Here is a 24,006-nt window from a genome sequence, read left to right as displayed (position 1 = left end):
TTTTAGTCGGCCGGGGCCGAGGGGGGAGCGTCATCGAGGGGATGGTAGCAGGCGAAGCGATGATCCAGCGGGCCATCGAGCGCCGGCATCTTCTCCCGGCAGACATCGGTTGCGCGCCAGCAACGCGGATTGAACGGACAGCCGCTCGGCGGCTTCAGCGGTGACGGCAGTTCGCCCTGCAACTGGATGCGCTGCCGCTGTCCCTCCGGATTGGCGACGGGGGTCGCCGACAGGAGAGCGGCCGTGTAGGGGTGCTGCGGGTTTGTAAACACGCTTTCCGCCGTGCCCGTTTCCACCGGCCGGCCGAGATACATGACCATGATGTCGTCTGCGATATGTCGCACGACGGACAGGCCGTGCGAGATAAAGAGATAGGCAAGTCCCATCTCCTTCTGCAGATCCATCAGGAGGTTCAGCACCTGCGCCTGGATCGACAGGTCGAGCGCGGATACCGGCTCGTCGAGCACCAGCACCTTGGGCCGCAGCATGAGCGCGCGCGCAATGGCGATGCGCTGGCGCTGGCCGCCGGAGAACATATGCGGGTAGCGATCATAATGCTCGGGCCGCAGGCCCACCTTGCGCATCATCTCCTCCACCTTGGCGCGCCGCGTGGCGGCGTCGTCGGTGGTGTTGATCTTCAGCGGCTCCTCCAGCAGGGAGCCGACCTTCTGGCGCGGATTGAGCGAGCCATAGGGGTTCTGGAACACGATCTGCACGAGGCTGCGCAGCGAGGCGTCGCCGACACGGGCCGGCTTGCCGTCGATCAGCAGCTCGCCGCCGCTCGGATCCTCGATCATGGTGACGAGGCGGGCGAGCGTCGACTTGCCGCAGCCGCTTTCCCCGACGACCGCCAGCGTGCGGCCGGAGTGGAGCGAGAAGGACACGCCGTTGAGCGCACGCACGGTGGCAGCCGGCTTGAACATGCCGCGGGAGACGGAATAGAAGCGCTGGAGATCGTGGCCTTCGAGGACAGGCCTGGATGCGATCGCGGTTTCGCTGAGGTTGGTCTCGCTCATCGCGTGCCCTCTCCTGCAAGCTCGACGGTCATCGTCGGATGGTTCTGGGGAATGCCATCGATCAAAGGGTAATTGCACAGCGCGCGGCCGAGTTCCGGCCCCTGCCGCACGACCGAGCGCGAACAGAGATCCGTGGCGAAGGCGCAACGCGGCGAGAAGAGACAGCCCTGCGGGCGATCATGCTGACCCGGGACGACGCCGAGAATGGACGGCAGGCGCTCGCCGATCCGGGCGCGTTCCGGCAGGGAGGCGAGAAGCGCTGCCGTATAGGGATGATGCGGATCGCGGAACAGTGCCTTGACCGGCTGCTCCTCGACCTTCTGGCCCGCATACTGCACCTGCACGCGCTCCGCCGTTTCGGCCACGACACCCATATCGTGGGTGATCAGCACGAGCGCCATGCCGTTCTCCTTCTGCAAGCGAACGAGCAGTTCGAGAATCTGGGCCTGGATGGTGACATCGAGCGCCGTCGTCGGCTCGTCGGCGATCAGCAGTTTCGGATTGCACGAGAGCGCCATGGCGATCATGACGCGCTGGCTCATGCCCCCCGACATCTGGTGCGGGAAGTTTGACAGGCGCTCTTCCGGCGAGGGAATGCCGACGAGTTTCAGGAGTTCGATGGAGCGGGCGCGACGCGCGGCGCGGTCAAGTCCCATGTGGATGCGCAGGCTCTCGCCGAGCTGGAAGCCGACCGTGAAGCACGGGTTGAGGCTCGACATCGGCTCCTGGAAGATCATGGCCATGTCCTTGCCGATGATCTTGCGCCGGTTTCGGGGCGACAGCTTCAGGAGGTCCTGCCCGTTGAACGCCATGCGGTCGGCGGTGATCTTCGCGGTCCAGGGCAGAAGGCCCATGACGGCGAGCATGGAAACGGACTTGCCGGAACCGCTCTCGCCGACGATCGACAGGATTTCGCCGGTATCGCAGGTGAGCGAGACGCCGTCCACGGCGCGGAAGGTGCCGGTGGAGGTCTGAAACTCGACGGTGAGGTTCTGGATATCGAGAAGCGGCATCAGGACCTCTTCAGTTTGGGATCGAGCGCATCGCGCAGGCCGTCGCCCATCAGGTTGATGGCAAGCACGGTGATGAGAATGGCAAGGCCGGGGAAAGTGACGACCCACCAGGCGCGCTGGATGAATTCGCGCGCTTCGGCAAGCATCGTGCCCCATTCCGGCGTCGGCGGCTGGGCGCCCATGCCGAGGAAGCCGAGGGCAGCGGCATCGAGGATGGCCGCGGAAAAGGCCAGCGTCGCCTGAACGATCAACGGCGCCAGACAGTTCGGCAAAATAGTCACGAACATGATGCGCAGCGTACCGGCGCCCGCGACCTGACTGCCGATGACGTAGTCCTTGTTGCGCTCGGTCATGACCGAGGCGCGCGTCAGGCGCACGAAATGCGGCAGGTTGACGAGCGCGATGGCGATCATGGCGTTGACGAGGCCCGGGCCGAGCACGGCGACGAGCACGAGCGCGAGCAGCAGCGACGGAAAGGCGAGAATGATGTCCATCAACCGCATGATGATGGTATCGACCTTGCCCCGGAAGAAGCCGGCGAGAAGACCGATCAGCACGCCCGCAACCACCGACAGGGTGACGACGATGAGGCCGACGAACAGCGAGAAGCGCGCGCCGTACATCAGGCGTGTCAGGATATCGCGGCCGACCGGATCGGTGCCGAGGAGATATTCTGCCCGTCCGCCTTCGGCAAAGACCGGCGGCAGCAGGAGCACATCGCGGTTCTGGATGATCGGGTCGTGCGAGGTGAGCAGCGGCGCGAAGATCGCCATCAAGAGAATGACGACGAAGATGCCGAGGCCGAGCACGGCGCCGCGATTGCTGGAAAAGTAGAACCAGAACTCGGCAAAACCGGATGGCGGCGCCGACGGCGTGGCAGCGGCGGCCGCTGCGGGGGATACGGACTTTGTTTCGACAGATGACATATGTCTCGTCTCCTATCGCCGGATTCGGGGGTTCGCCCAACCGTAGAGCAGGTCGACGATCAGATTGACGAACATGATCACGAGCGTGATCATCATGAGGCCGCCTTGCACGACGGCATAGTCGCGTTTGAACACGCTATCGACCATCCACTTGCCGATACCCGGCCAGGAGAAGATGCTCTCGGTCAGGATCGCGCCGCCGAGCAGCACGCCGATCTGAAGGCCGATGGTGGTGATGACGGGGATCATGGCGTTGCGCAGCGCGTGGACACCGATGATGCGGAAGGGCGACATGCCCTTGGAGCGGGCCGTGCGCACGTAATCCTCGGAGAGCACTTCGAGCATGGCGGAGCGCGTCTGGCGCGCGATGACGGCGAGCGGAATGGTGGCAAGGACGATCGTCGGCAGGATCATGTGGCTGACGGCCGAGGCGAACGCACCTTTCTGGCCGGAGAGCAGGCTGTCGATCAGCATGAAGCCGGTGACGGGCGGGAAGAAATAGAGGAACGAGATGCGGCCGGAGACAGGCGTCCAGCCGAGCGTTCCCGAGAAGAAGATGATGAGCAGCAGGCCCCACCAGAAGATCGGCATGGAATAACCGACAAGGGCCGTGCCCATGATGGTCTGGTCGAGCCAGGTGCCGCGCTTGACCGCCGCCACCACGCCTGCCGGGATCCCGAGACAGACCGCGAGGATGATGGCGCAGATCGCAAGCTCCATGGTCGCCGGGAACAGCGTCATGAAGTCATCGATAACAGGGCGCTTGGAAATGATGGAGCGTCCGAAATCCCCCTGCAGCAGGCCGACCAGATAATCGAAATACTGGACGTACAGCGGTCGGTCGAGGCCGAGTTCGGCCATGATCTGCGCATGCCGTTCCGGTGCCATCACGCGCTCGCCGGAGAGCAGCATGACGGGATCGCCCGGAAGAAGGCGAATGAAGGAGAAGGCGATGATGGAGACCCCGACGAAGGTCGGGATGAGGACGGCGAGCCGCCCGAAAATGAAGCGCAGCATGAGCGTTCCGTAAGATTGAAAAACCGGCGGCCCGATTGAATCGGACCGCCGGAGACACCGCGGAAGCGGCGGAAGTGGCGATTTACTCGGCGATATCAACGCCGTCGAAGCGGTGGATGCCGAGCGGATCCTGAACGTAGCCCGAAACCTTCTTGCTCATCGGCATGAAGACGAGGGAATGGTCGATCGTGTTCCAGGGAGCTTCTTTCTTGAAGACGAGCTGGGCCTGCTGGTAGAGCTTGGTGCGCTCTGCCTGGTCCGGCGTCAGCTTGGCCTTCTTGACGAGATCGTCGAACTCCTTGTTGCACCACTGTGCACGGTTGTTACCGCCGACCGCGGTGCAGCCGAGCAGCGTGTCGAGGAAGTTGTCCGGATCGCCATTGTCGCCCGTCCAGCCGAGAATGACCGCACCGTCGCGGGCCTTGTCGGAGGAGAGCTTCAGGTATTCGGCCCACTCATAGGAGACGATTTCGACCTCGACGCCGATCTTGGCAAGGTCGGCCTGCATGAGTTCGGCCGCGCGGCGGGCGTTCAGCATGTAGGGACGCGACACGGGCATCGCCCAGATCTTCATCTTGAGGTTGGAGACGCCAGCGTCTTCCAGCATCTTCTTGGCGGCTTCGGGATCGTACTTGTCGTCCTCTACGGCGTCGTTATAGGACCACATCGTCGGCGGGATCGGGTTCTTGGCGACCGTTGCGGCACCCTGGAAGACGGCATCGACGATGGCCTGCTTGTTGACGGCCATGTTGAGCGCCTTGCGCACTTCCGGCTTGTCGAACGGGGCAACCAGCGTGTTGTAGGCGAGGTAGGAGACGTTAAGGCCTTCTTCCTTGAGGACGGTGAGGTTCTCGTCCTTCTGCAACTCGGCGACGTCGGCAGCGTTCGGATACGGCATGATGTGGCATTCGCCGGCCTTCAGCTTCTGCGCACGCACGGCGGCATCCGTCGTGATGGCGAAGACGAGGTCGTCGATCTTCTGCTTGCCGTTCCAGTAGTCAGGATTGGCCTTGTAGCGGATGGCAGCGTCGGCCTGATAGGCGACGAAGGTGTAGGGACCGGTGCCGAGCGGCTGCTGGTTCATCATCTCCATCTTGCCGTCGGCCTGCAGCTTGTCGGCATATTCCTTGGAATAGATGGAGGCGAAGTCCATGCCAAGGTTGGCGAGGAACGGCGCTTCGGACTTGTTGAGAACGAACTTGACGGTGAGGTCATCGACCTTCTCGATGGACTTGATCAGTTCGGGAAAGCCCATGCCGCTGAAGTATTCGTAGGTCGCGCCGGCGACATACTTGTTCCACGGATTATCGGCCTTGTACTGGCGCTCGAACGAGAAGATGACGTCATCGGCATTCAGTTCGCGCGTCGGGGTGAAGAAGTCTGTGGTCTGGAACTTGACGCCAGGGCGCAGCTTGAACGTATATTCAGTGCCGTCAGCCGACATTTCCCAGCTCTCGGCCAGGCCCGGTTCAATTTCGGTGCTGCCTTTCTTGAACTCGACGAGGCGGTTGTAGACCGTGCGTGAGGAGGCATCGAACGTGGTGCCGGCCGTGTAGAGCGCGGAGTCGAAACCTTCGGGCGAGCCCTCGGAGCAGTAAACCAGTGTCTTCGACCAGGCGCTGCCGGCCATCAGCGTAACGACAGCCGTCGCCGCGAGAAGAGTAGAGAGCTTTTTCATCACCGTTTTTCCCAGTTTTCTTGTGTTCTCTTGAAGCATTCTTTTTTTGCAAATGATCCGGATCGCAGCCGCAACCGGTCAGATCGAAAGGGAACGACATTTGCCGCGGCAATGCAATAACCAGCTCTATTCTTTTGTCCAGTTGGAAAATTTATCCAAGATATAACGCATCTACGCTATGTCATTCCGCATTTTCCGGATCGGTGCGTTATTGGCGGAGCCTTCGTAAACGACGAGACACGAGCGGTCGTCACGTCGATCATGACGAAGGTCTGCGAGCCCCTCAAGCGAGACACACTCCGGTCTTTCACGTCCGTGACGCCAGCTCGTTGCAAATATCGCGCGGGACTTACCTTTTTTAGGGGAGTTGCCAAGCGGAAAATGCCCGCTAAGCTAGTATTCAAGGAGCCAGGGGGACACCGTCGACGTGGGCGCGTTGCTGAACAGTTGCAGACGCTACGATTTCCAGAAGGATCTCGAAAAAGCGTTGAACCGCGTCGATTTCTTCCGGATTTTCCACATGCTGGCGCTGGGTGCCGGGTTCGATCACTTCGGCGTGTTGCAGCTTGGCCAGGAGGTTGAACCTGCTCTTCTGACCACGCGGCTGGTGCTGCACGATCTGCCATCCGGGCTGACCGAGGAATATGACCGGCGCCACAAGCTTTCCGACAGCCTGCTTTTCAAGAGCCTGCATGCGTCCACCGTGCCTTCCGTATGGTCGGCATCCATGGACGAGGCGGCGGCCTTGAATGCCGGAACGGACTTTCTGGCGCAGATCGGCTTCGACCTCGTGGCCTGCGTTCCTGTCCACAGCATTGTGGGAACGCGTTATGTCGTTCTGTATTTCGGGGATAACGAAGATATCGACCGTACCTGTCATGTCGAGCTCTGTTACAACTCAACGACGACGTTCGACTATTTCTACCGGTTCGTGCTGGCGACGCGGGCAGGAATGGGGCTGACAGCGCGGGAGACGGAAATTCTCCGATGGATTTCACATGGAAAGACGGCGAGTGAAATCGCCCTGATTGTTTCGGTTTCCGAACACACGATCAACTCGCACACGGCGACGATCCTGAAAAAGCTCGATGTCGTCAATCGGACGCAAATGGTTGCCAAGGCCATCAGGGAACAAATCATACAATGATCGTATTAGGCCTCCGATAACCCAAAAGACATAAAACCATAATTATTTTAGATATTTAGAGATAACGGAACATTCTTGCCGATGCCCATACCTGTCCATATTCTTCTCATCGACGATGAACCAGCCGAGCATGTCATCCTCAGGCGATTGATGAGCAAGGTTCAGGCTTTCGCGATCCAGCTGCATTATTGCGAGACGATCGAGTCTGCCCTGAACCTGATCGAGCTCGGCACTCCGTTATCCATGGTGCTGGTCGATAACCGGCTTCCGCCGCATGGCGATTTCCGTGAGACGGTGCCGCAGATCCGGCAGAAGGGCTTTATCGGTCCTGTCGGCGTGATTTCCGGCTCGCTGGACGCCGCATATTTCCAGTCGTTCCAGGAATACGGCGTCGATTTTCGACTCGACAAGGCGGAACTCGACCCGACCGCCATCGAATTTCTGCTCCAGGAATATCTCGTAAAGTCCTGAAACGAAAAAGCACGCGCCTGAAAGCAGACGCGTGCTCTTTTCATGAATGTCGATGTTCAGGCAGCCGTTTGGGGCTGGGCCGCGGGAGCGACATAGGGAAGCGGGTCGAGGCCGAGCAGAAAGTTGATCTGCGGGCGCGACTTGACCAGATCGTCGATCGTATACTGGGAGAGCACGTCGAAGAAGGCGTTCAGCGCCTTGCGCAGAGCCGTGTTCAGACCGCAGCTGTCGACCAGCGGGCAATCCACTTCGCCGGCATCGAAACATTCGGCCATCGAGAAGCTGTCTTCCGTCACCTTGACGATGTCGAACAGCGTGATCTGCGAAGCGGGCTTGGGCAGGCGCACGCCGCCATTGCGGCCGCGAACCGTTTCCACGAGGCCGGCCTTGTTCAGCGGCTGGAGAATTTTGAAGAGAAACAGTTCGGACACGCCATAGGCCTTGGCGATTTCCGGGATGCGGCTCAGATGGCCATCGTTTGCGGCACAATACATCAGCATGCGAACGGCATAATTGGTCTGCTTGGTCAGGCGCATTCTTCACTCCGATGCTCGGACGCAGGCGAATCCCAGATCGCCACTTCCCTGTCGTTGCTACATATAGAACGCCTGCCAGTTTGGAACAATTCCAAAAAGACGAAATGTCGAGAAAGATGCTCATGAAAAAAGGGCCCCTTGCGGGACCCTCTTGATGACGCCAAAAAGGCTGCGCCCTATTTCATCGTCGGCATGACGAATTCCGCACCGTCCTTGATGCCGGATGGCCAGCGGCTGGTGATCGTCTTGGTGCGCGTCCAGAATCTGATCGAGTCCGTGCCGTGCTGATTGAGATCGCCGAAGGACGAGGACTTCCAGCCGCCGAAGGAGTGGTAGGCGAGCGGAACGGGGATCGGAACGTTGACGCCGACCATGCCGATGTTGATGCGCGAGGCGAAATCGCGCGCCGCATCGCCGTCACGGGTATAGATCGCGACGCCGTTCCCGTATTCGTGCTTCATCGGCAGGTCGAGCGCCTCCTCATAGGTCTTGGCGCGCACGACGGAGAGGACGGGGCCGAAGATCTCGGTCTTGTAGATGTCCATGTCCGGCGTGACGTTGTCGAACAGGCAGCCACCGACGAAGTAACCGTCTTCATAGCCCTGAAGCTTGAAGCCCCGGCCATCGACCACGAGATCGGCGCCGGCTTCAACGCCCTTGTCGATCAGACCGAGAATGCGGTCGCGCGCTTCCTTGGTCACGACGGGGCCGAGGTCGGCTTTCTCATCCGTATAGGGGCCGATGCGCAAGGATTCGACCATGGGCGTCAGCTTCTCGATCAGCCGGTTCGCCGTTTCCTCGCCGACCGGGACGGCAACGGAGATCGCCATGCAGCGCTCGCCGGCCGAGCCGTAGCCGGCACCCATCAGCGCGTTCGCAGCCTGGTCGAGATCGGCATCCGGCATGATGATCATGTGGTTCTTGGCGCCGCCGAAGCACTGGGCGCGCTTACCGTTCATGGCGGCCGTGCCATAGACGTAGCGGGCAATCGGCGTGGAACCGACGAAGGAGACCGCGGAAATGTCGGGATGCGTCAGGATCGCATCAACCGCACCCTTGTCGCCATTGACGACGTTGAGAATGCCGGCGGGCAGGCCTGCCTCGATCATGAGTTCGGCAAGGCGGATCGGCACGGAGGGATCGCGCTCGGAGGGCTTCAGGATGAAGGCGTTGCCGCAGGCGATGGCCGGCGCGAACATCCACATGGGGATCATGCCGGGGAAGTTGAACGGCGTGATGCCTGCGCCGATGCCGACGGGCTGGCGGATCGAATACATATCGATATTGGGGCCGGCGCCTTCGGTGAACTCGCTCTTCGACAGATGCGGAATGCCGATGACGAATTCGCAGACTTCGAGGCCGCGAACGATGTCGCCCTTGGCATCGTCGATGGTCTTGCCATGCTCGCGCGAGAGAATTTCAGCAAGCTCGCTCATGTTGTCGTTCAGAAGCTGGACGAATTTCATGAAGACGCGGGCGCGGCGCTGGGGATTGGTGGCAGCCCACTTCGGCTGGGCCGCCTTGGCATTCTCGACCGCTGACGACAGTTCGGCGTCGCTGGCAAGCGCCACCGTGCCCTGCACTTCGCCCGTTGCCGGGTTGAAAATGTTGCTTGTGCGTCCGCTCGTACCGGCGACCTTCTTGCCGCCGATGAAATGACCGATCTCGTACATGGGCTGTTTCCTCCAGATTATCGTTGCTGTTGCCGAGAGGATCGCACTACAGTCTGCACAAATCAACGTGCGATATTCAGGAACTGTTGTGCAAAAATCGACATAAGGAGATCAGAGGTCGTGAACTGGGACGATGTACGGATGTTTCTCGCGGTCGCTCGCACCGGGCAGATCCTGTCGGCGTCCAAGCGGGTTGGCGTCAACCACGCCACGCTCTCGCGGCGGGTGACGGCGCTTGAGGAGGCCTTGAAGACGCGGCTTCTGGTGCGGCGAACCAATGGCTGCGAACTCACGGCAGAGGGGGAAGTCTTCTTTCACGCGGCGGAAAGAATGGAGACGGAGATGCTGGCGGCGCAGGCGCATGTCGGCCGCGTCGATACGGCGGTTGCCGGCACCGTGCGCATCGGGGCGCCGGACGGTTTCGGCGTATCGTTTCTGGCGCCGCGACTCGGGCGGCTGACGGCCCGTTTCCCTGCCCTGCGCATTCAGCTTGTGCCGGTGCCGCGCTCATTCTCGCTGTCACAACGGGAAGCAGACATTGCCATTACCCTTGAACGACCGGAACAGGGTCGGCTCGTCTCGTCCAAACTCACGGACTACACGCTCGGCATCTATGCGTCGGACGTCTATTTGCGCGAGAACGGCACGCCCGGCAGCATCGAGGCGCTGAAACGGCATCGGCGGATCGGCTATGTCGAGGATCTTCTGTGGACCGCCTCGCTCGATTTCACCGGCGAAGTCATGCGCAACTGGGATGCGGGCTTTGAGATTTCGAGCGCGACAGGGCAGACGGAGGCCGTGCGATCGGGCGCCGGCATCGGCATCCTGCACAACTACATCGCTCGCCAGCATCAGGAATTATGCCGCATCCTGCCCGATGCGACGATCCGGCGGGCCTACTGGACGACTTATCACGAGAGTGCGCGGGACCTGCTGCGCGTGCGCACCGTCGTCGATTTCCTGCAGGAACTTGTCACCGCGGAACACGCAATCTTCGTCTGAAAATGAGGAGATCCGTTGATGCGGATGATCGGTTGGATCATGGCAATTCCGACCTTGCCGGCCGGAATTGCCAGATCACCTGCGCACGTCATGCACTTCATCCACCATTGTTTTCGAGCTGCGCGTCATGCGCCTCGGTTCTCCATCGAACATAACAACTTTAGGAGCGAAAACGTGAACGGGACCTTAACAATGGCCCTGTCCGGCACGGGGAGCAGCGTTAAAGGTTAATACCCGCTTAATGCGCTCATGGAATCTCTAGGGAGAGCGCATACTATCTTCATCCGCGTTCTACGCCGAGAGTTCTCTCATCACCTGCCGGAAGCGAGCCGAAATGCGGTCGCGCGAATGGTGCCGCCCAGACGTCACCTGCCGCCTGCCGGCGACCCAGACGCTGTCCGGCCTCGTGCCGTTCGCAAACAGCCAGGCATCGAGAACCGCATCGTTGCGCGCGCCGCTATCGGGCATGGATAGAGCAACGATATCGGCCGGAGCACCCGCCGCCAGGCCAAGAGGCGATGCCGCATCGGCGCCAAGGGCAACGGCTCCGCCGGCAGCTGCCGCATCGAACAGGGCCCGTCCCGTCGATTGTCCGGCAGCGGCCATGACGTTGCGCGATCGGTGCAGAAGACGCTGGGAATATTCGAGTTGACGCAACTCGTCGGGCAGGCCTATCAGGATGTTGCTGTCCGAGCCGATACCGAAACGCCCGCCGGCCGCACCGAAGACGGTGGCATTGAACGTACCGTCGCCGAGATTGGCTTCGGTGATCGGGCAGAGGCCGGCAATGGCGCCACTTCCCGCCATGCGCACCGTCTCGTCCTCCGTCATGTGCGTCGCATGGATGAGGCACCAGCGCGGATCGAGCCCGACATGATCAAGGAGCCATTCGACGGGACGGGCGCCGGACCAGGCTCGGCAGTCCTCGACCTCCTTCACCTGCTCGGCGACATGGATATGGATCGGCCCTTTCCCGCCCATGTCCGCCACCGCTGCGATCTCCTCCGGCGTTGCCGCGCGCAGACTGTGCGGGGCGACGCCGACGCGCGACGACGGAAGGTCGGCCACGGCCGTTCGGCACCCCTCCAGCAGGCGGGCGAAGCTGTCGAGCGTATTGATGAAGCGCCGCTGGCCGTCGCTTGGCGCGGCACCGCCGAAGGTCGAGTGCGCGTAGAACACCGGCAGGAGCGTCAGACCTATGCCGGTTTCGGATGCGGCAGCCGCGATGCGAACGGCCATTTCCGCAATATCGGCATAAGGGCTGCCATCGATCGCGTGGTGAAGATAATGAAACTCGCCGACGCGGGAAAAGCCCTGTTCGAGCATTTCCATATAGAGCTGAGCCGCGACGGCCTCGACCTGCTCGGGCGTCATCGTCAGGGCGAAGCGGTACATGACGGTGCGCCAGCTCCAGAAGCTGTCGGCGCCGGGGCCACGCACTTCGGCCAGCCCCGCCATGCCGCGCTGGAAGGCATGGCTATGGAGATTGGGCATGCCGGGAACGAGGATCGCATGGTGCTCCTCACCGGCTTTCGGCTCTGCATGGACCTCGACGGACGCGATGCGCCCGTTGGCGAGGGAAATCCGCACATCGTCATGCCAGCCGTCCGGCAAAAGCGCCGACGCCGCAAAGATCGTGTCCGTCTTTCCTGTCCCCTGCTCCATCATCGCCTGGCTTTCCATCGTCCTGCTCCCGATTTCGGCCGCGCTGCAGCTTCAGAATGAGGCTTGCGCTCCGTTATCATTTGTATATACATATTAGCGAGCGAAGGAAAGGCGGGAAAAGCAATGTCTTCCATGAAGTCCCCATCGGCAGCGTCGGGCGCACCGGCCTGCGACACGCTCTGGCACAACGCCGAGCTTGCCACGCTCGACCCTTCCTTGCCGGGCCTCGGCCTCATCGAACAGGGCGCCATCGCCGTTTCGGACGGACGCATCGTCTTTGCCGGGCCGGAAGCGGACCTTCCCTTTCCGCGCGAGGCTTGCGGCCATGTGGTGGACTGCGACGGACGGCTGATCACGCCGGGACTGATCGATTGCCATACGCACCTCGTCCATGCCGGCGACCGCGCGAACGAGTTCGAAATGCGGCTGGCTGGCGCCACCTACGAAGAGGTCGCACGGGCCGGCGGCGGCATCGTTTCCTCCGTGCGGTCACTTCGAGCTGCAAGCGAAGACGATCTCGTCGCGCAATCCCTGCCCCGCCTCGATGCGCTGATGGCAGAGGGCGTGACGACCGTCGAGATCAAGTCGGGCTATGGGCTGGACCTCGACAACGAGCGCAAGACGTTGCGCGCGGCGCGCCGCCTCTCCGAGCTTCGCGACGTGACCGTGCGCACGACGTTTCTGGGAGCACACGCCCTGCCGCCGGAGTTCAAGGGCGACAACGCAGGCTATATCGCCAAGGTGGCCGACGAGATGCTGCCGGCTCTTGCGGCTGAGCGCCTTGCCGATGCTGTCGACGGATTTTGCGAGGGTATCGCCTTTTCACCGGACGAGATGCGGCGCGTGTTCGATGTTGCAAAAGCCCATGGCCTGCCCGTCAAACTGCATGCCGATCAACTCTCCAACCTGCACGGCGCAGCGCTTGCTGCCGAGTATGGCGCGCTGTCGGCCGATCATCTGGAGTATACCGATGCAGAGGGCGCGCAGGCGATGGCGGCGAGCGGCACCGTCGCCGTCATCCTCCCCGGCGCCTTCTACTTCATCCGCGAGACGAAGAAGCCGCCGATCGATCTCTTCCGTGAGGCCGGCGTCGCGATGGCCATCGCGACCGACAACAATCCCGGCACATCGCCGCTGACATCCTTGCTTCTCACCATGAACATGGCCGCGACGCTGTTCGGCATGACGGTGACGGAGTGCATTGCCGGCGTGACGCGGGAGGCGGCACGGGCGCTGGGGCTCGTCGACGAGGTGGGAACGCTGGAGGTTGGCAAGCGGGCCGATCTCGCCATCTGGTCGGTCACCCGCCCCGCCGAACTTGTCTACCGCATGGGGTTCAACCCGCTCCACGCTCGCATTCGCAACGGACACTGATGGCGCGGGCTCTGCCCCGCCGGACTTTTTAGGACTTCGCCATGACGCTTGTTCTGCAGCCGGGCTCCGTGCCCCTTTCGACGCTTGAAGCGCTTTACTGGACCGGCGAGCCCGCACGGCTGGATCCGTCCTTCGATGCCGGCATCGAAAAGGCCGCGGCGCGCATCGCCGAGATCGCCGGTGGCAATGCGCCGGTCTACGGCATCAATACCGGCTTCGGAAAACTGGCAAGCATCCGCATCGACTCTGCCGACGTTGCGACGCTTCAGCGCAATCTCATCCTGTCGCATTGCTGCGGCGTCGGCGAGCCGCTCGCCGATCATATCGTGCGACTGATCATGGCGCTGAAGCTCGTCTCGCTCGGCCGCGGTGCGTCCGGCGTGCGGCTGGAGCTTGTGCGACTGATCGAAGCCATGCTGGAGACGGGCGTCATTCCCGTCATTCCGGAAAAGGGCTCTGTCGGCGCATCCGGCGATCTCGCGCCGCTTGCCCATATGGCCGCTGTGATGATGGGCGAAGGTGAGGCCTTCTTCAAAGGCGAACGGCTCGACGGGCGCGTGGCACTCGAGCGGGCCGGTCTTGCCCCCGTGGTTCTCGCGGCCAAGGAAGGGCTGGCGCTGATCAACGGCACGCAGGTTTCGACAGCGCTGGCCCTGGCAGGGCTTTTCCGGGCACATCGCGCGGCGCAATCCGCGTTGATCACCGGCGCGCTTTCCACCGATGCGGCCATGGGCTCGTCGGCACCGTTCCACCCCGATATTCACACGCTGCGCGGCCATCGGGGCCAGATCGATGCGGCAGCGGCACTTCGGGGTCTGCTTGCCGGCTCGGTGATCCGCGAAAGCCATATCGAAGGCGACGAGCGGGTGCAGGACCCCTATTGCATCCGCTGCCAGCCGCAGGTGGACGGCGCCTGCCTCGACCTGTTGCGTTCCGTCGCGCGCACGCTGGAAATCGAGGCCAACGCCGTCACCGACAATCCGCTGGTGCTTTCCGACAATTCCGTCGTGTCGGGCGGCAACTTCCATGCCGAGCCGGTGGCGTTCGCGGCCGACCAGATCGCGCTGGCGGTCTGCGAGATCGGGGCGATCGCCCAGCGGCGCATCGCGCTTCTGGTCGATCCCGCCCTCTCCTACGGCCTGCCCGCCTTCCTCGCAAAGACGCCGGGGCTGAACTCCGGCCTCATGATCGCCGAGGTGACATCGGCCGCATTGATGAGCGAGAACAAGCAGATGTCGCACCCGGCCTCCGTCGATTCGACGCCGACCTCCGCCAATCAGGAGGACCATGTGTCCATGGCCTGCCATGGCGCACGGCGGCTCTTACAGATGACGGACAATCTCTTCTCCATCATCGGCATCGAAGCGCTGACGGCGGCGCAGGGCATCGATTTCCGTGCACCGCTGGTCTCCAGCCCGGAACTGTCGAATGTCATCGCCACCATCCGCAGCGTCGTGCCCACGCTGGAAACCGACCGCTACATGGCGACCGACCTCAAGGCCGCGCGCGATATCGTCGCCGACGGCCGGTTGAACGCCGCAGTTTCCCACGGCATCCTGCCGGTTCTGGAGGTCTGATATGCCTGTTTTCGAGATCACACAGGGCACGTCCCCTGTTATCCTCGCCTTCCCGCACACGGGAACGGACGTCCCAGCCGACATCGCCGCCCGGCTGAACGACAATGGCCGCGTTCTCGCGGACACCGACTGGCATATCCATACGCTCTATGACGGGCTGCTTGCCGATGTGACCACCGTTCGCGCCACATTCCACCGATACGTGATCGACGCCAATCGTGACCCGGAAGGCGGAAGCCTCTATCCCGGGCAGAACACGACGGGGCTGGTGCCGGAGACCGATTTCGATGGCCTTCCCATCTGGAGGCAAGGTGCCGCGCCGACGACCGAGGACATCGCTGCGCGTCTGCAAGCCTTTCACGAGCCTTATCACGCGGCGCTTGCAGCCGAAATCGCACGGGTAAAGGCGCTGCATGGCGTGGCCATCCTTTACGATTGCCATTCGATCCGCTCGCACATTCCCTTCCTTTTCCAAGGCAAGCTGCCGGACTTCAACATCGGCACGGACAATGGCCGGACATGCGCGCCCGAGATCGAAGCGGCGGCCGTGACCGTCTCCGCCGCTGCCGCCGGCTATGACAGCGTGCTCAACGGCCGCTTCAAGGGCGGCTGGACCACACGGCATTATGGCCGGCCGGATGAGGGCGTGCACGCCATTCAGATGGAACTGGCGCAATCCACCCATCTGGCGACCGAAGCGCCGCCTTTTGCCTATGATCCTGAAAAGGCCGACAGGCTTCGCCGCCACCTCAAGGACATACTGGAGCGCATCGCAAAGATCGCGCCTACGCTCGCACACTCATAAAAGGGGAAACCGATGACCAATCCGCGCCACAATATCCGCGACGTCAGGGCCGCTCGAGGCACCGAGCTGACCGCGAAATCCTGGATGACCGAAGCGCCGCTGCGCATGCTGATGAACAATCTCGACCCCGAGGTCGCCGAGAATCCCCACGAGCTGGTGGTCTATGGCGGCATCGGCCGTGCCGCCCGCACCTGGGCGGATTTCGACAAGATCGTCGCATCGCTGCGCGATCTGGAGGAGGACGAGACGCTGATGGTGCAGTCCGGCAAGCCGGTCGGCATCTTCCGCACGCACAAGGATGCGCCGCGTGTTCTGATCGCCAACTCCAACCTCGTTCCGCATTGGGCGACGTGGGATCACTTCAACGAGCTCGATAAAAAGGGGCTGGCCATGTACGGCCAGATGACCGCGGGCTCGTGGATCTATATCGGCAGCCAGGGCATCGTACAGGGCACCTACGAGACCTTCGTGGAAGCCGGTCGCCAGCACTACGACGGCAACCTGACCGGACGTTGGGTGCTGACCGGCGGTCTCGGCGGCATGGGCGGCGCGCAGCCGCTGGCCGCCGTCATGGCCGGTGCCTGCTGCCTCGCGGTCGAGTGCAACCCCGACAGCATCGATTTCCGCATCCGCACCCGCTATGTCGATGCGCGTGCGGAAACGCTGGACGAGGCCATGGAGATGATCGAACGCTGGACGGCCGCCGGTGAGGCAAAGTCCGTCGGCCTGCTCGGCAACGCGGCCGACATCTTCCCCGAAATGGTCCGTCGCGGCATCCGGCCCGACATGGTCACCGATCAGACCTCCGCTCACGACCCCATCAATGGCTACCTGCCGAAAGGCTGGACGATGGCGGAGTGGCGCCAGAAGCGCGAGAGCGATCCGAAAGCCGTGGAAAAGGCCGCGCGCGCCTCGATGCGCGACCATGTGGAAGCCATGCTCGCCTTCCAGCAGGCTGGCATCCCCACCTTCGACTATGGCAACAATATCCGCCAGGTCGCCAAGGACGAAGGTCTCGAAAACGCCTTCGACTTCCCGGGCTTCGTGCCGGCCTATATCCGTCCGCTGTTCTGCCGCGGCATCGGCCCGTTCCGCTGGGCTGCCCTTTCCGGCGATCCGGAGGATATCCGCAAGACGGATGCGAAGGTAAAGGAACTGCTGCCCGACAACAAGCACCTGCACAACTGGCTGGATATGGCCGGCGAGCGCATTGCCTTTCAGGGCCTGCCGGCGCGCATCTGCTGGGTGGGCCTGGGCGACCGCCACCGGCTCGGCCTCGCCTTCAACGAGATGGTGCGCACAGGCGAGCTGTCGGCACCGATCGTGATTGGCCGCGACCATCTCGACAGCGGCTCGGTCGCCTCGCCAAACCGCGAGACCGAAGCCATGAAGGACGGCTCCGATGCCGTCTCGGACTGGCCGCTCCTGAACGCTCTGCTCAACACCGCTTCGGGCGCCACCTGGGTCTCGCTGCACCATGGCGGCGGCGTCGGCATGGGCTTCTCGCAGCATTCGGGCGTTGTCATCTGCTGCGATGGTTCGGAAGACGCCGACCGTCGCATCGAACGGGTGCTCTGGAACGACCCGGCCACCGGCGTCATGCGCCATGCGGATGCTGGCTACGACATCGCGCTCGATTGCGCCCGCGACAAGGGCCTGCGCCTGCCGGGCATTCTCGACAACTGATATCAACGAGCGGCAGGCGCCCGCGCCTGCCGCTGTTCTAGGCTCGGTCTCCGGAGACACCTCATGACGGTCTTTCGCAACAGCGACCACCGCCGCATGCCGTGGAAGAATGGCGGCGGCGAGACGGTGGAGATTGCGGTCTTTCCACCAAACGCTTCCATGGAGAATTTCGGCTGGCGGATCAGCATGGCTTCGGTTGCGACAGATGGGCCGTTCTCGGTCTTTTCCGGCGTAGACCGGACGCTGTCGATCCTTGAAGGTCATGGGATGACACTGGAAATATCAGATCGGGCGCCGGTGACGCTGACGGCGCAGGACGCGCCTTATGCGTTTCCTGCCGATGCCGCGACGGATGCCCGGCTTGTCGATGGCGCGATCACCGATCTCAACGTGATGACGCGGCGCGGGGTTTTCCTCCATGCCGTCGAGCGCCGGGTGATCGATGGTGTGACGGCGGTAAAGAAGCACGGCGGGACGCTGATGCTGCTCGCCCTCGGCAATATCAAAGCGGGCTCGATGCGGCTCGGGCGGCTCGACGCGATGCTGCTGGATGGCGATGTGACGCTGGAAGCGGACGAGGCCGTGACCGTCTATCTGATCCGGATGGATCCGGCTTGAGCAGCGGCGGCGACCTTAGCAATCTTCAGGTTTTCGGCGCCAAGCTTACAGAATCGGATTTTCGAGATCCACGCCTCGGCCCTTCGCCGCGATGAAGCGCTCCATGGCGGCAAACGAAAACGCGTCGATCGGCAGGCGGGTGCCGCCGTCGAGGGCAAGATCGGCAAGAATTTCCCCGACGACGCTCGTGAACTTGAAGCCATGGCCGGAACAGGGCGATGCAACGACGATGCGCGGGTCGGACGGCAGGAGGTCGATCAGGAAATCCTCGCTCGGCAACATGGTGTAGCGGCAGGTCGTCGCGCGCACCCGCATGCCGGCCGCCGTCGGCAGGCGGTGGCGGACGAAGGCGTCGAGCAGATCCGTATCGCGCGCATTGACCGGCGGATTGGGTGCATGCGGGTCGATCGGTTCCATGAAGTGCGCGTGACGACCGACCTTGATGCCATCGACCCCGATGGCCGGAAAGCCGAAATACGAACCCTCATCGCCCTCATCGCGGATGAAGGCCGGCATGCGCTGCGGTGTGGCGATGAAGCCGTCCGTCGGCTGATACCACGCGACCACCTGCTTGATCGGCATGGCCTTGCCGGCAAGCTCCGGCACGAGGTCGGCGATCCAGGATCCGGTGGCGACGATCACCTTCCCAGCGCTCGTGCGGCCGGTGGCGGTTTCGATCGTAATGCCACCCGCCTCAGGGCGAATAGCGGTGACCTTTTCTCCGAAATGCAGGACAGCGCCATCCGTCGCGGCGAGCTTCACATAGCCCATGACGGCGGCTTCGGGGCGGAGATATCCGCCCTGCGGATCAAGCACGGCGATCTCGTCGTCATCGATCGCGAACGCGGGATGGCGCAAGCGCAGGGCCTTGGCGTCGATTATCTCCGAAGCAAGCCCGTGCATCTCGCTGCTCTTCCGGGTGCCGCTGACGATCTTGCTGTCCGGCAGGCCGATCTGCAGAACGCCGGTGATGGTCAGGATATCCTCGCGCAGCCGGCTCTCCATCGCCCGCCAGTTGGCATAAGCGCGCTGCAGCAGCGGCACATAGGATGGGTCCTCGAAGTAACCGAGGCGAATGAGACGGCTGTCGCCATGAGAGGAGCCAAGGCCATGAGCGGGAAAATGGGCATCGAACCCGATGACCGACACGCCACGGGCCGCAAGATGCGCTGCCACCGCGCTGCCCATGGCACCGAGACCGATAATGGCGACATCGAAGCGGGCGGTCATGTGGCATCCTTCTGGTGGTCGGAGCCGTCTCTACGGCACTCGGCAGACAAGGGATAAACCATATCGCGCCGCACTGCGCGAGAGAGAAATGTCCGGCCTCTACCCGGCCTGCCCGCGAACCGCCGGGCCTTCAGAACCGGTGCGATCGATAACAGGGATCTCCGGCATCGAGGCTTGCGAGAAGGAGGCGAAGTCGAAAGCCGGCAGAGGACCCGCGGTCATGAGGGTGAAATCGAACGAGGATTTCCGGTCCGGACCCAGCACATATTGCCGGTGGACGCGCAGGAAATCGAGCTTGATGCGCTTGTAGCGCTCTGCGGAAAGAATGTGCTTCAGCCGGATCGTCGCGATGCGGGCTTGTGGTGCGTGCGGATGGCCGCAAAGCGCCACCACGGGCGCCTTGTAGAAGTGGATCGAGTCCGTCAGGCACTGCACGTCCAGCCAGTCGATTCCCGGCGCGCGCGCCAGAAGCCCGACTCGCTCACGCAGTCGCCTGGCGGGGCGAAGCAGTGCGCATTGCAGAATGGCACCGCCCAGCGTGACGAACACGATCCGGCGGCCCTGCATCAGTTCCGGCTCCCGCTCCAGAAGAGCGCCGACGACATGGGCCGCGATGGTGGAGCCCATGCTGTGGGAGGTCACCAGCACCTCGTCGCAGCCTGTGTCGACGGCCGCGACGAGAACCTCGCGCGCGGCCTCGATTGTCCTCTCCAGCCAGAGATTGACCTCAGGCCGATCGAGCGCCGCCATGGCAACGGCGAGTTCCCAGTCGGCGAAGAGGTGCAGGGTGTGAAAGCGCTCGGCCCGCGGTATCAGCACGAACCGGAAGAGCGCGATGGCGGCCGGCGCGCTCCAGACGAGGTTCCACGCCGGCAGCCCAAGAAGGACAGGCGCGAGCGCCGCACCGAGGGCGGCGAGAAACGCCAGAGCGACCAGCAGGAACGGAAAGACGAAGAAGAGGCCGAAGCGCCATGCATGACGGAAATAGCCGACAAGTCCGCCGTTTTGCACCACCCGTCCGGCACTCGCATATCCGTCCATGAGACGGCGGTGGAGCGGCTTGTCCGTAAGCAGCGCGACCAGTCGATGATGGTCGAAGATATGGACGCGGCTTTCCGTTTGATGGCCATGCCCCGTGGCAGTGACATCGAAGCTGGGAGCGCCTGCGGTATCCCCGAGCGGACCGACATGGAAGTACAGGCCCCAGACCTTCGTGCTCTGCACGGCGGTTCGCGCAAATCGCGCGCGGTGCGCGTGGGCATCCAGCGGCTCGAAGCCCGGAAAGTGCAGGACGATCCGCTTGCGGACGATCGATGCGTCGCCATCTGTCATGGGCGTATTTTCCTGTTCCTTGCGTGCTTCTCTGGGCGTGCTCAGGGCGCGCTTTACCGGACCTCGGCTTTACGGATGCCGGATGCGACCACCTTCATCGTTCCGGTGCACGGCATGATCGCCCAGCCGATGCATATGCCCGAGCCGCCGCTTTGCGGGGGAAAAGCGGTGCATCCCGCCGAAACCGAAGTCCCGACATTCGCATCCCCGATTGCGAGACTTGTTCTTTACAAGGGTTGATGCATATCAACGTTCAAACGCTCCATGCCTCAGCCCGGAGGGTTTGGCAATCCTGCCGCGTCCAGCGAGGGCGATGTTCGGCTGCCGTTCATGTTCGAGAGCGCAGAGAGTATGACGTTGTCTCTCTGCCGCGTCTCTGGCGCACCGGGCGGCGACGTGTATCGTTGGTTGTGGCGCTTGTCGTCTTGCAGATTGCCACCTTGAAAGGTTGATCCCATGCGTACCGTCCTGTCGGTTCTTCTTCTCTCCTCCACCGCCCTCCTCGCCGGTTGCGTCGATGATGGTGCGCGCTACGATAGCGGGCCCCGCTATTCGACAGGCGGCGTCTATATCCGGGAATCGCGATCCGACACCTACCGCGTGCCCGTATACTCCGAGCGCGACCGCCGCTCCCGCTACGATCGCGACAACCGTTATGATCGGTCCGACCGCACGCAGGATGAAGGGCGCGACCGCGACAGCGACGACCGCCGCGTGCGCCGCGAACAGGCCGACCGGGATGCCGGCGACAATGGATATCGTCGCGATCGCGATGACGACGGTCGTAGCCCCCGACGCCCTGATTATGTTTGCGAATATCCCTGCATTCGCTGATATCCACCGTATCGGAACAGCGCAGGCGGGTACGCCCGCTCCGCTTACCCTTGCTCTGCGGGCGCCTGCATCTGCACGCGCCCGCGATCACCGTGCTGTCAGGGCCGTTGCGATAGCGCGTTGCTGCGGGGCTTGCTGCACGCCAAGCGCCCTTCAGTCCATTGCTGCACTCCAATGCCAATGCGTTGCGCACCCCATATATTAGTTGTTTAAAATTCAAACTTTCTTCAGATTACGTCTCTAAAATGACGCTGATCGATCACAGGCATGATGCCCGTACGATCCTATCCCCGACATAACGTATCGGTTGTGCCGCCGGCCCCAGGTCGGCTGGGCGCTTTCGCGCGACATTACGGTCGCATCCCACATTTCCAGATTTGCCCCCCAACAAACGTTGAGAGAGCCCATGTCCATTTTCCAGAATGCCAAGGTCGGCACAAAACTGATGATCACGTCCGGGATCGGCATCCTGCTTGTCATCGGCATGCTCGCCAACCAGACGATTAGCGATGCAAAGACCGCCGAGGCCAATGCTATTCTTGAGCGTGAGCAGATCGTTCTCGATGGCGTCGTCGGTGCCAAGGCCGCCTTGAGCGATATGCGGTTTGCTTCGCGGGGGCTCCGCCTCGTCACGAGCGAGGCAGAGACCCGCAAGGCGATGTCGGACGTTGATACCTATTACGAAAGGGGCATAGCAGGCCTGCAGCGGCCCATCCTCGTCGCACCGGAGCGGGATACGCTGCGGCAGACCGCCGCCCGGTTAGGTGACTACGAAAAGATCTCCGCAAAACGCGCAGACGATATTCTGGCAGCCTTCCAGAAGGCCGGCGGCCGGAAGCTGACGCCTGAGGAGATGCTGGCCGCCGTCGCAACGACAGCCACCGACAATACGAAGGTCGCCGAAACGACAAGCCAGCTGATCGACGATGCGGTAAAAAGCGCCCGCGCGATCACTGCGGATGCCCAGACGTCTTTGGCGGACATGATCGCTGAGGCCCGCACGGTTTCCCTCGCCATCCATGCTGCCATCATTCTGATCCTGATCGGCTCCGCTATCGTTCTCGTGCGCAGCGTCGGCCGTCCGATCCGCTTGATGACGCAGGCCATGCGCCAGCTGGCCGCCGGGCAGACTGACATCAATCCCGGCAACACAGATCGGAAAGACGAAATCGGCGACATGGCCGGCGCGGTCGAGGTGTTCCGCCAGTCCGCCATCAGCAACAAGCGGCTCGAGCAGGAGGCGGAAGCCGCCCGCGCCCAGGCGGAAGCGGAGCGCGAACGCCTGACCGCCGAAGCCGAAGCCTCCGCCCGCGAGCGCATGCAGCAGGCGACATCCGGCCTGGCCACGGGCCTGCGCCGTCTTGCATCCGGCGACCTCGGCTTCCAGCTCGACCAGGCATTCGCACCCGACTTCGAGGCGCTTCGTCACGATCTGAACGATGCCATCGCCCAGCTGTCCGCCACGCTTCTCTCGGTGGCCCAGGCAACCACGCAGATCGATACCGGAACCCGCGAAATCAGCCGGAGCGCCGACGACCTTTCGCGTCGGACGGAACAGCAGGCAGCTTCGCTCGAGGAAACCGCTGCGGCCCTCGATGAAATCACCGCCAATGTCACCAACTCCTCCAAGCGCGCAGAAGAAGCCCGGTCGATCGCCGTGCAGGCCAATGCCAGCGCGGGCCAGTCCGGCAAGGTCGTCGCCAACGCGGTCGATGCCATGCAGAAGATCGAACAGTCTTCCGATCAGGTTGCCAACATCATCGGCGTGATCGACGAGATCGCCTTCCAGACCAACCTTCTCGCGCTGAACGCCGGTGTGGAAGCCGCCCGCGCCGGTGAGGCCGGCAAGGGGTTTGCCGTCGTCGCCCAGGAAGTGCGCGAACTGGCACAGCGCTCGGCAAAGGCCGCCAAGGAGATCAAGGACCTGATCCGCAACTCCTCGGTCGAGGTGCAGAGCGGCGTGAAGCTTGTCAGTGAGACGGGTGAAGCCCTCAAGACCATCGAGACCTATATAGTCACCATCAACCAGCATATGGATGCGATCGCGACATCGGCGCGCGAACAGTCGGTCGGCCTGTCGGAGGTCAATACCGCCGTCAACCAGATGGATCAGGTGACGCAGCAGAACGCGGCCATGGTGGAAGAAAGCAACGCCGCCAGCGCGACACTTGCAGGCGAAGCGGAACGCCTGCGTGACCTGATCGCCCGCTTCCAGTTCGGCGACAGCAACCGTTCGCCCGCCCGGGCCTCGACACAGATTGCCGCAGCCAATGCAAGCCACCGGCCGGCAGCCTCCCCTGCCCGCAAGATGACCGGCCAGATCGCTCGCTCCTTCGCCGGCAACGCTGCGGTAAAACAGCAGACCTGGGAAGATTTCTAATCCGTCAGAACGACCGTCAGATGTGA

Annotated in this window: 20 protein-coding genes; 10 read left to right on the top strand and 10 right to left on the bottom strand. The window is 62.7% G+C overall.

Annotation, left to right across the window (positions count from 1 at the left end; genetic code table 11):
- Positions 1-2 precede the first annotated feature (2 nt).
- The 5 genes from BSG19_RS08530 to BSG19_RS08510 form a co-directional block, all read right to left on the bottom strand.
- Entirely contained in the window at positions 3-1,016 is a 1,014-nt protein-coding gene (locus BSG19_RS08530) for a peptide ABC transporter ATP-binding protein (RefSeq protein WP_092986744.1), read from the bottom strand.
- Positions 1,013-2,029 carry an ABC transporter ATP-binding protein gene (locus BSG19_RS08525; protein WP_092986742.1) on the bottom strand — a complete coding sequence of 339 codons (1,017 nt, stop codon included), beginning with the start codon at positions 2,027-2,029 and terminating at the stop codon, positions 1,013-1,015. The genes BSG19_RS08530 and BSG19_RS08525 overlap by 4 nt, the downstream gene beginning before the upstream one ends.
- Complete coding sequence (locus tag BSG19_RS08520; protein ID WP_092986740.1) at positions 2,029-2,955, bottom strand: ABC transporter permease subunit; 927 nt, start codon at positions 2,953-2,955, stop codon at positions 2,029-2,031. The genes BSG19_RS08525 and BSG19_RS08520 overlap by 1 nt, the downstream gene beginning before the upstream one ends.
- A 12-nt stretch (positions 2,956-2,967) precedes the next feature.
- The gene (locus tag BSG19_RS08515) at positions 2,968-3,972 is read right to left on the bottom strand and encodes an ABC transporter permease subunit (RefSeq protein WP_092986738.1); all 1,005 of its coding nucleotides are present in this window, start codon (positions 3,970-3,972) and stop codon (positions 2,968-2,970) included.
- An 82-nt stretch (positions 3,973-4,054) separates the two neighbouring features.
- Positions 4,055-5,650, bottom strand: coding sequence for an ABC transporter substrate-binding protein (locus tag BSG19_RS08510; RefSeq protein WP_092986736.1), 1,596 nt, complete (start codon positions 5,648-5,650; stop codon positions 4,055-4,057).
- A 427-nt stretch (positions 5,651-6,077) separates the two neighbouring features.
- Between BSG19_RS08510 and BSG19_RS08505 the strand changes: the two genes are divergently transcribed.
- Together BSG19_RS08505 and BSG19_RS08500 are read left to right on the top strand one after the other, a co-directional pair.
- A complete protein-coding gene (locus BSG19_RS08505; protein ID WP_092986734.1) occupies positions 6,078-6,797 on the top strand; it encodes a helix-turn-helix domain-containing protein in 720 nt (239 codons plus the stop codon).
- A gap of 81 nt (positions 6,798-6,878) precedes the next feature.
- Positions 6,879-7,268, top strand: coding sequence for a response regulator (locus tag BSG19_RS08500; RefSeq protein ID WP_092986732.1), 390 nt, complete (start codon positions 6,879-6,881; stop codon positions 7,266-7,268).
- A gap of 56 nt (positions 7,269-7,324) precedes the next feature.
- Here BSG19_RS08500 and rirA read toward each other — a convergent pair whose 3' ends face one another.
- Positions 7,325-7,804, bottom strand: coding sequence for an iron-responsive transcriptional regulator RirA (gene rirA, locus BSG19_RS08495; RefSeq protein ID WP_092986730.1), 480 nt, complete (start codon positions 7,802-7,804; stop codon positions 7,325-7,327).
- 176 nt (positions 7,805-7,980) lie between these two features.
- Positions 7,981-9,477, bottom strand: a complete 1,497-nt coding sequence (locus tag BSG19_RS08490; RefSeq protein WP_092986728.1) for a CoA-acylating methylmalonate-semialdehyde dehydrogenase — start codon at positions 9,475-9,477, stop codon at positions 7,981-7,983.
- A gap of 120 nt (positions 9,478-9,597) precedes the next feature.
- Between BSG19_RS08490 and BSG19_RS08485 the strand changes: the two genes are divergently transcribed.
- Positions 9,598-10,479, top strand: a complete 882-nt coding sequence (locus BSG19_RS08485) for a LysR family transcriptional regulator (protein ID WP_092986726.1) — start codon at positions 9,598-9,600, stop codon at positions 10,477-10,479.
- Positions 10,480-10,770: 291 nt separating this feature from the next.
- Here BSG19_RS08485 and BSG19_RS08475 read toward each other — a convergent pair whose 3' ends face one another.
- Positions 10,771-12,144 carry a formimidoylglutamate deiminase gene (locus BSG19_RS08475; protein WP_092987365.1) on the bottom strand — a complete coding sequence of 458 codons (1,374 nt, stop codon included), beginning with the start codon at positions 12,142-12,144 and terminating at the stop codon, positions 10,771-10,773.
- A gap of 132 nt (positions 12,145-12,276) precedes the next feature.
- Here BSG19_RS08475 and hutI point away from each other — a divergent pair, with 132 nt between their 5' ends.
- From hutI to BSG19_RS08450, 5 genes are all read left to right on the top strand, one after another.
- A complete protein-coding gene (hutI, locus tag BSG19_RS08470) occupies positions 12,277-13,518 on the top strand; it encodes an imidazolonepropionase (protein WP_092987363.1) in 1,242 nt (413 codons plus the stop codon).
- 41 nt (positions 13,519-13,559) lie between these two features.
- Entirely contained in the window at positions 13,560-15,095 is a 1,536-nt protein-coding gene (hutH, locus tag BSG19_RS08465; protein WP_092986722.1) for a histidine ammonia-lyase, read from the top strand.
- Between the two features lies 1 nt (position 15,096).
- Positions 15,097-15,900 carry an N-formylglutamate deformylase gene (gene hutG, locus BSG19_RS08460; RefSeq protein WP_092986719.1) on the top strand — a complete coding sequence of 268 codons (804 nt, stop codon included), beginning with the start codon at positions 15,097-15,099 and terminating at the stop codon, positions 15,898-15,900.
- A 12-nt stretch (positions 15,901-15,912) separates the two neighbouring features.
- Complete coding sequence (gene hutU, locus BSG19_RS08455) at positions 15,913-17,586, top strand: urocanate hydratase (RefSeq protein ID WP_092986717.1); 1,674 nt, start codon at positions 15,913-15,915, stop codon at positions 17,584-17,586.
- 63 nt (positions 17,587-17,649) lie between these two features.
- Positions 17,650-18,204: a HutD/Ves family protein gene (locus BSG19_RS08450; RefSeq protein ID WP_092986715.1), complete on the top strand. Its 555-nt coding sequence runs from the start codon at positions 17,650-17,652 to the stop codon at positions 18,202-18,204.
- A gap of 45 nt (positions 18,205-18,249) precedes the next feature.
- Here BSG19_RS08450 and solA read toward each other — a convergent pair whose 3' ends face one another.
- Together solA and BSG19_RS08440 are read right to left on the bottom strand one after the other, a co-directional pair.
- Positions 18,250-19,434: an N-methyl-L-tryptophan oxidase gene (gene solA / locus BSG19_RS08445; protein WP_092986713.1), complete on the bottom strand. Its 1,185-nt coding sequence runs from the start codon at positions 19,432-19,434 to the stop codon at positions 18,250-18,252.
- 99 nt (positions 19,435-19,533) lie between these two features.
- Positions 19,534-20,766: a hypothetical protein gene (locus BSG19_RS08440; RefSeq protein WP_092986711.1), complete on the bottom strand. Its 1,233-nt coding sequence runs from the start codon at positions 20,764-20,766 to the stop codon at positions 19,534-19,536.
- A 456-nt stretch (positions 20,767-21,222) separates the two neighbouring features.
- Here BSG19_RS08440 and BSG19_RS08435 point away from each other — a divergent pair, with 456 nt between their 5' ends.
- Together BSG19_RS08435 and BSG19_RS08430 are read left to right on the top strand one after the other, a co-directional pair.
- A complete protein-coding gene (locus tag BSG19_RS08435) occupies positions 21,223-21,600 on the top strand; it encodes a hypothetical protein (protein ID WP_092986709.1) in 378 nt (125 codons plus the stop codon).
- A 406-nt stretch (positions 21,601-22,006) separates the two neighbouring features.
- The gene (locus tag BSG19_RS08430) at positions 22,007-23,980 is read left to right on the top strand and encodes a methyl-accepting chemotaxis protein (RefSeq protein ID WP_244529145.1); all 1,974 of its coding nucleotides are present in this window, start codon (positions 22,007-22,009) and stop codon (positions 23,978-23,980) included.
- The last annotated feature ends 26 nt before the right edge of the window (positions 23,981-24,006 follow it).

The organism is Rhizobium sp. NFR03, assembly GCF_900111275.1.
GTDB lineage: Bacteria > Pseudomonadota > Alphaproteobacteria > Rhizobiales > Rhizobiaceae > Ferranicluibacter.
The sequence above is the reverse complement of the archived record's forward strand: the minus strand, read 5'-3'. Positions and strand labels throughout refer to the sequence as shown.

Excerpts from the sequence above, each read along its gene's own strand:
- BSG19_RS08530 (WP_092986744.1), bottom strand. The coding sequence starts at position 1,016 with ATGAGCGAGACCAACCTCAGCGAAACCGCGATCGCATCCAGGCCTGTC.
- BSG19_RS08525 (WP_092986742.1), bottom strand. The coding sequence starts at position 2,029 with ATGCCGCTTCTCGATATCCAGAACCTCACCGTCGAGTTTCAGACCTCC.
- BSG19_RS08520 (WP_092986740.1), bottom strand. The coding sequence starts at position 2,955 with ATGTCATCTGTCGAAACAAAGTCCGTATCCCCCGCAGCGGCCGCCGCT.
- BSG19_RS08515 (WP_092986738.1), bottom strand. The coding sequence starts at position 3,972 with ATGCTGCGCTTCATTTTCGGGCGGCTCGCCGTCCTCATCCCGACCTTC.
- BSG19_RS08510 (WP_092986736.1), bottom strand. The coding sequence starts at position 5,650 with ATGAAAAAGCTCTCTACTCTTCTCGCGGCGACGGCTGTCGTTACGCTG.
- BSG19_RS08500 (WP_092986732.1), top strand. The coding sequence starts at position 6,879 with ATGCCCATACCTGTCCATATTCTTCTCATCGACGATGAACCAGCCGAG.
- rirA (WP_092986730.1), bottom strand. The coding sequence starts at position 7,804 with ATGCGCCTGACCAAGCAGACCAATTATGCCGTTCGCATGCTGATGTAT.
- BSG19_RS08490 (WP_092986728.1), bottom strand. The coding sequence starts at position 9,477 with ATGTACGAGATCGGTCATTTCATCGGCGGCAAGAAGGTCGCCGGTACG.
- BSG19_RS08475 (WP_092987365.1), bottom strand. The coding sequence starts at position 12,144 with ATGGAGCAGGGGACAGGAAAGACGGACACGATCTTTGCGGCGTCGGCG.
- hutI (WP_092987363.1), top strand. The coding sequence starts at position 12,277 with ATGAAGTCCCCATCGGCAGCGTCGGGCGCACCGGCCTGCGACACGCTC.
- hutH (WP_092986722.1), top strand. The coding sequence starts at position 13,560 with ATGACGCTTGTTCTGCAGCCGGGCTCCGTGCCCCTTTCGACGCTTGAA.
- hutG (WP_092986719.1), top strand. The coding sequence starts at position 15,097 with ATGCCTGTTTTCGAGATCACACAGGGCACGTCCCCTGTTATCCTCGCC.
- hutU (WP_092986717.1), top strand. The coding sequence starts at position 15,913 with ATGACCAATCCGCGCCACAATATCCGCGACGTCAGGGCCGCTCGAGGC.
- BSG19_RS08450 (WP_092986715.1), top strand. The coding sequence starts at position 17,650 with ATGACGGTCTTTCGCAACAGCGACCACCGCCGCATGCCGTGGAAGAAT.
- solA (WP_092986713.1), bottom strand. The coding sequence starts at position 19,434 with ATGACCGCCCGCTTCGATGTCGCCATTATCGGTCTCGGTGCCATGGGC.
- BSG19_RS08440 (WP_092986711.1), bottom strand. The coding sequence starts at position 20,766 with ATGACAGATGGCGACGCATCGATCGTCCGCAAGCGGATCGTCCTGCAC.
- BSG19_RS08435 (WP_092986709.1), top strand. The coding sequence starts at position 21,223 with ATGCGTACCGTCCTGTCGGTTCTTCTTCTCTCCTCCACCGCCCTCCTC.
- BSG19_RS08430 (WP_244529145.1), top strand. The coding sequence starts at position 22,007 with ATGTCCATTTTCCAGAATGCCAAGGTCGGCACAAAACTGATGATCACG.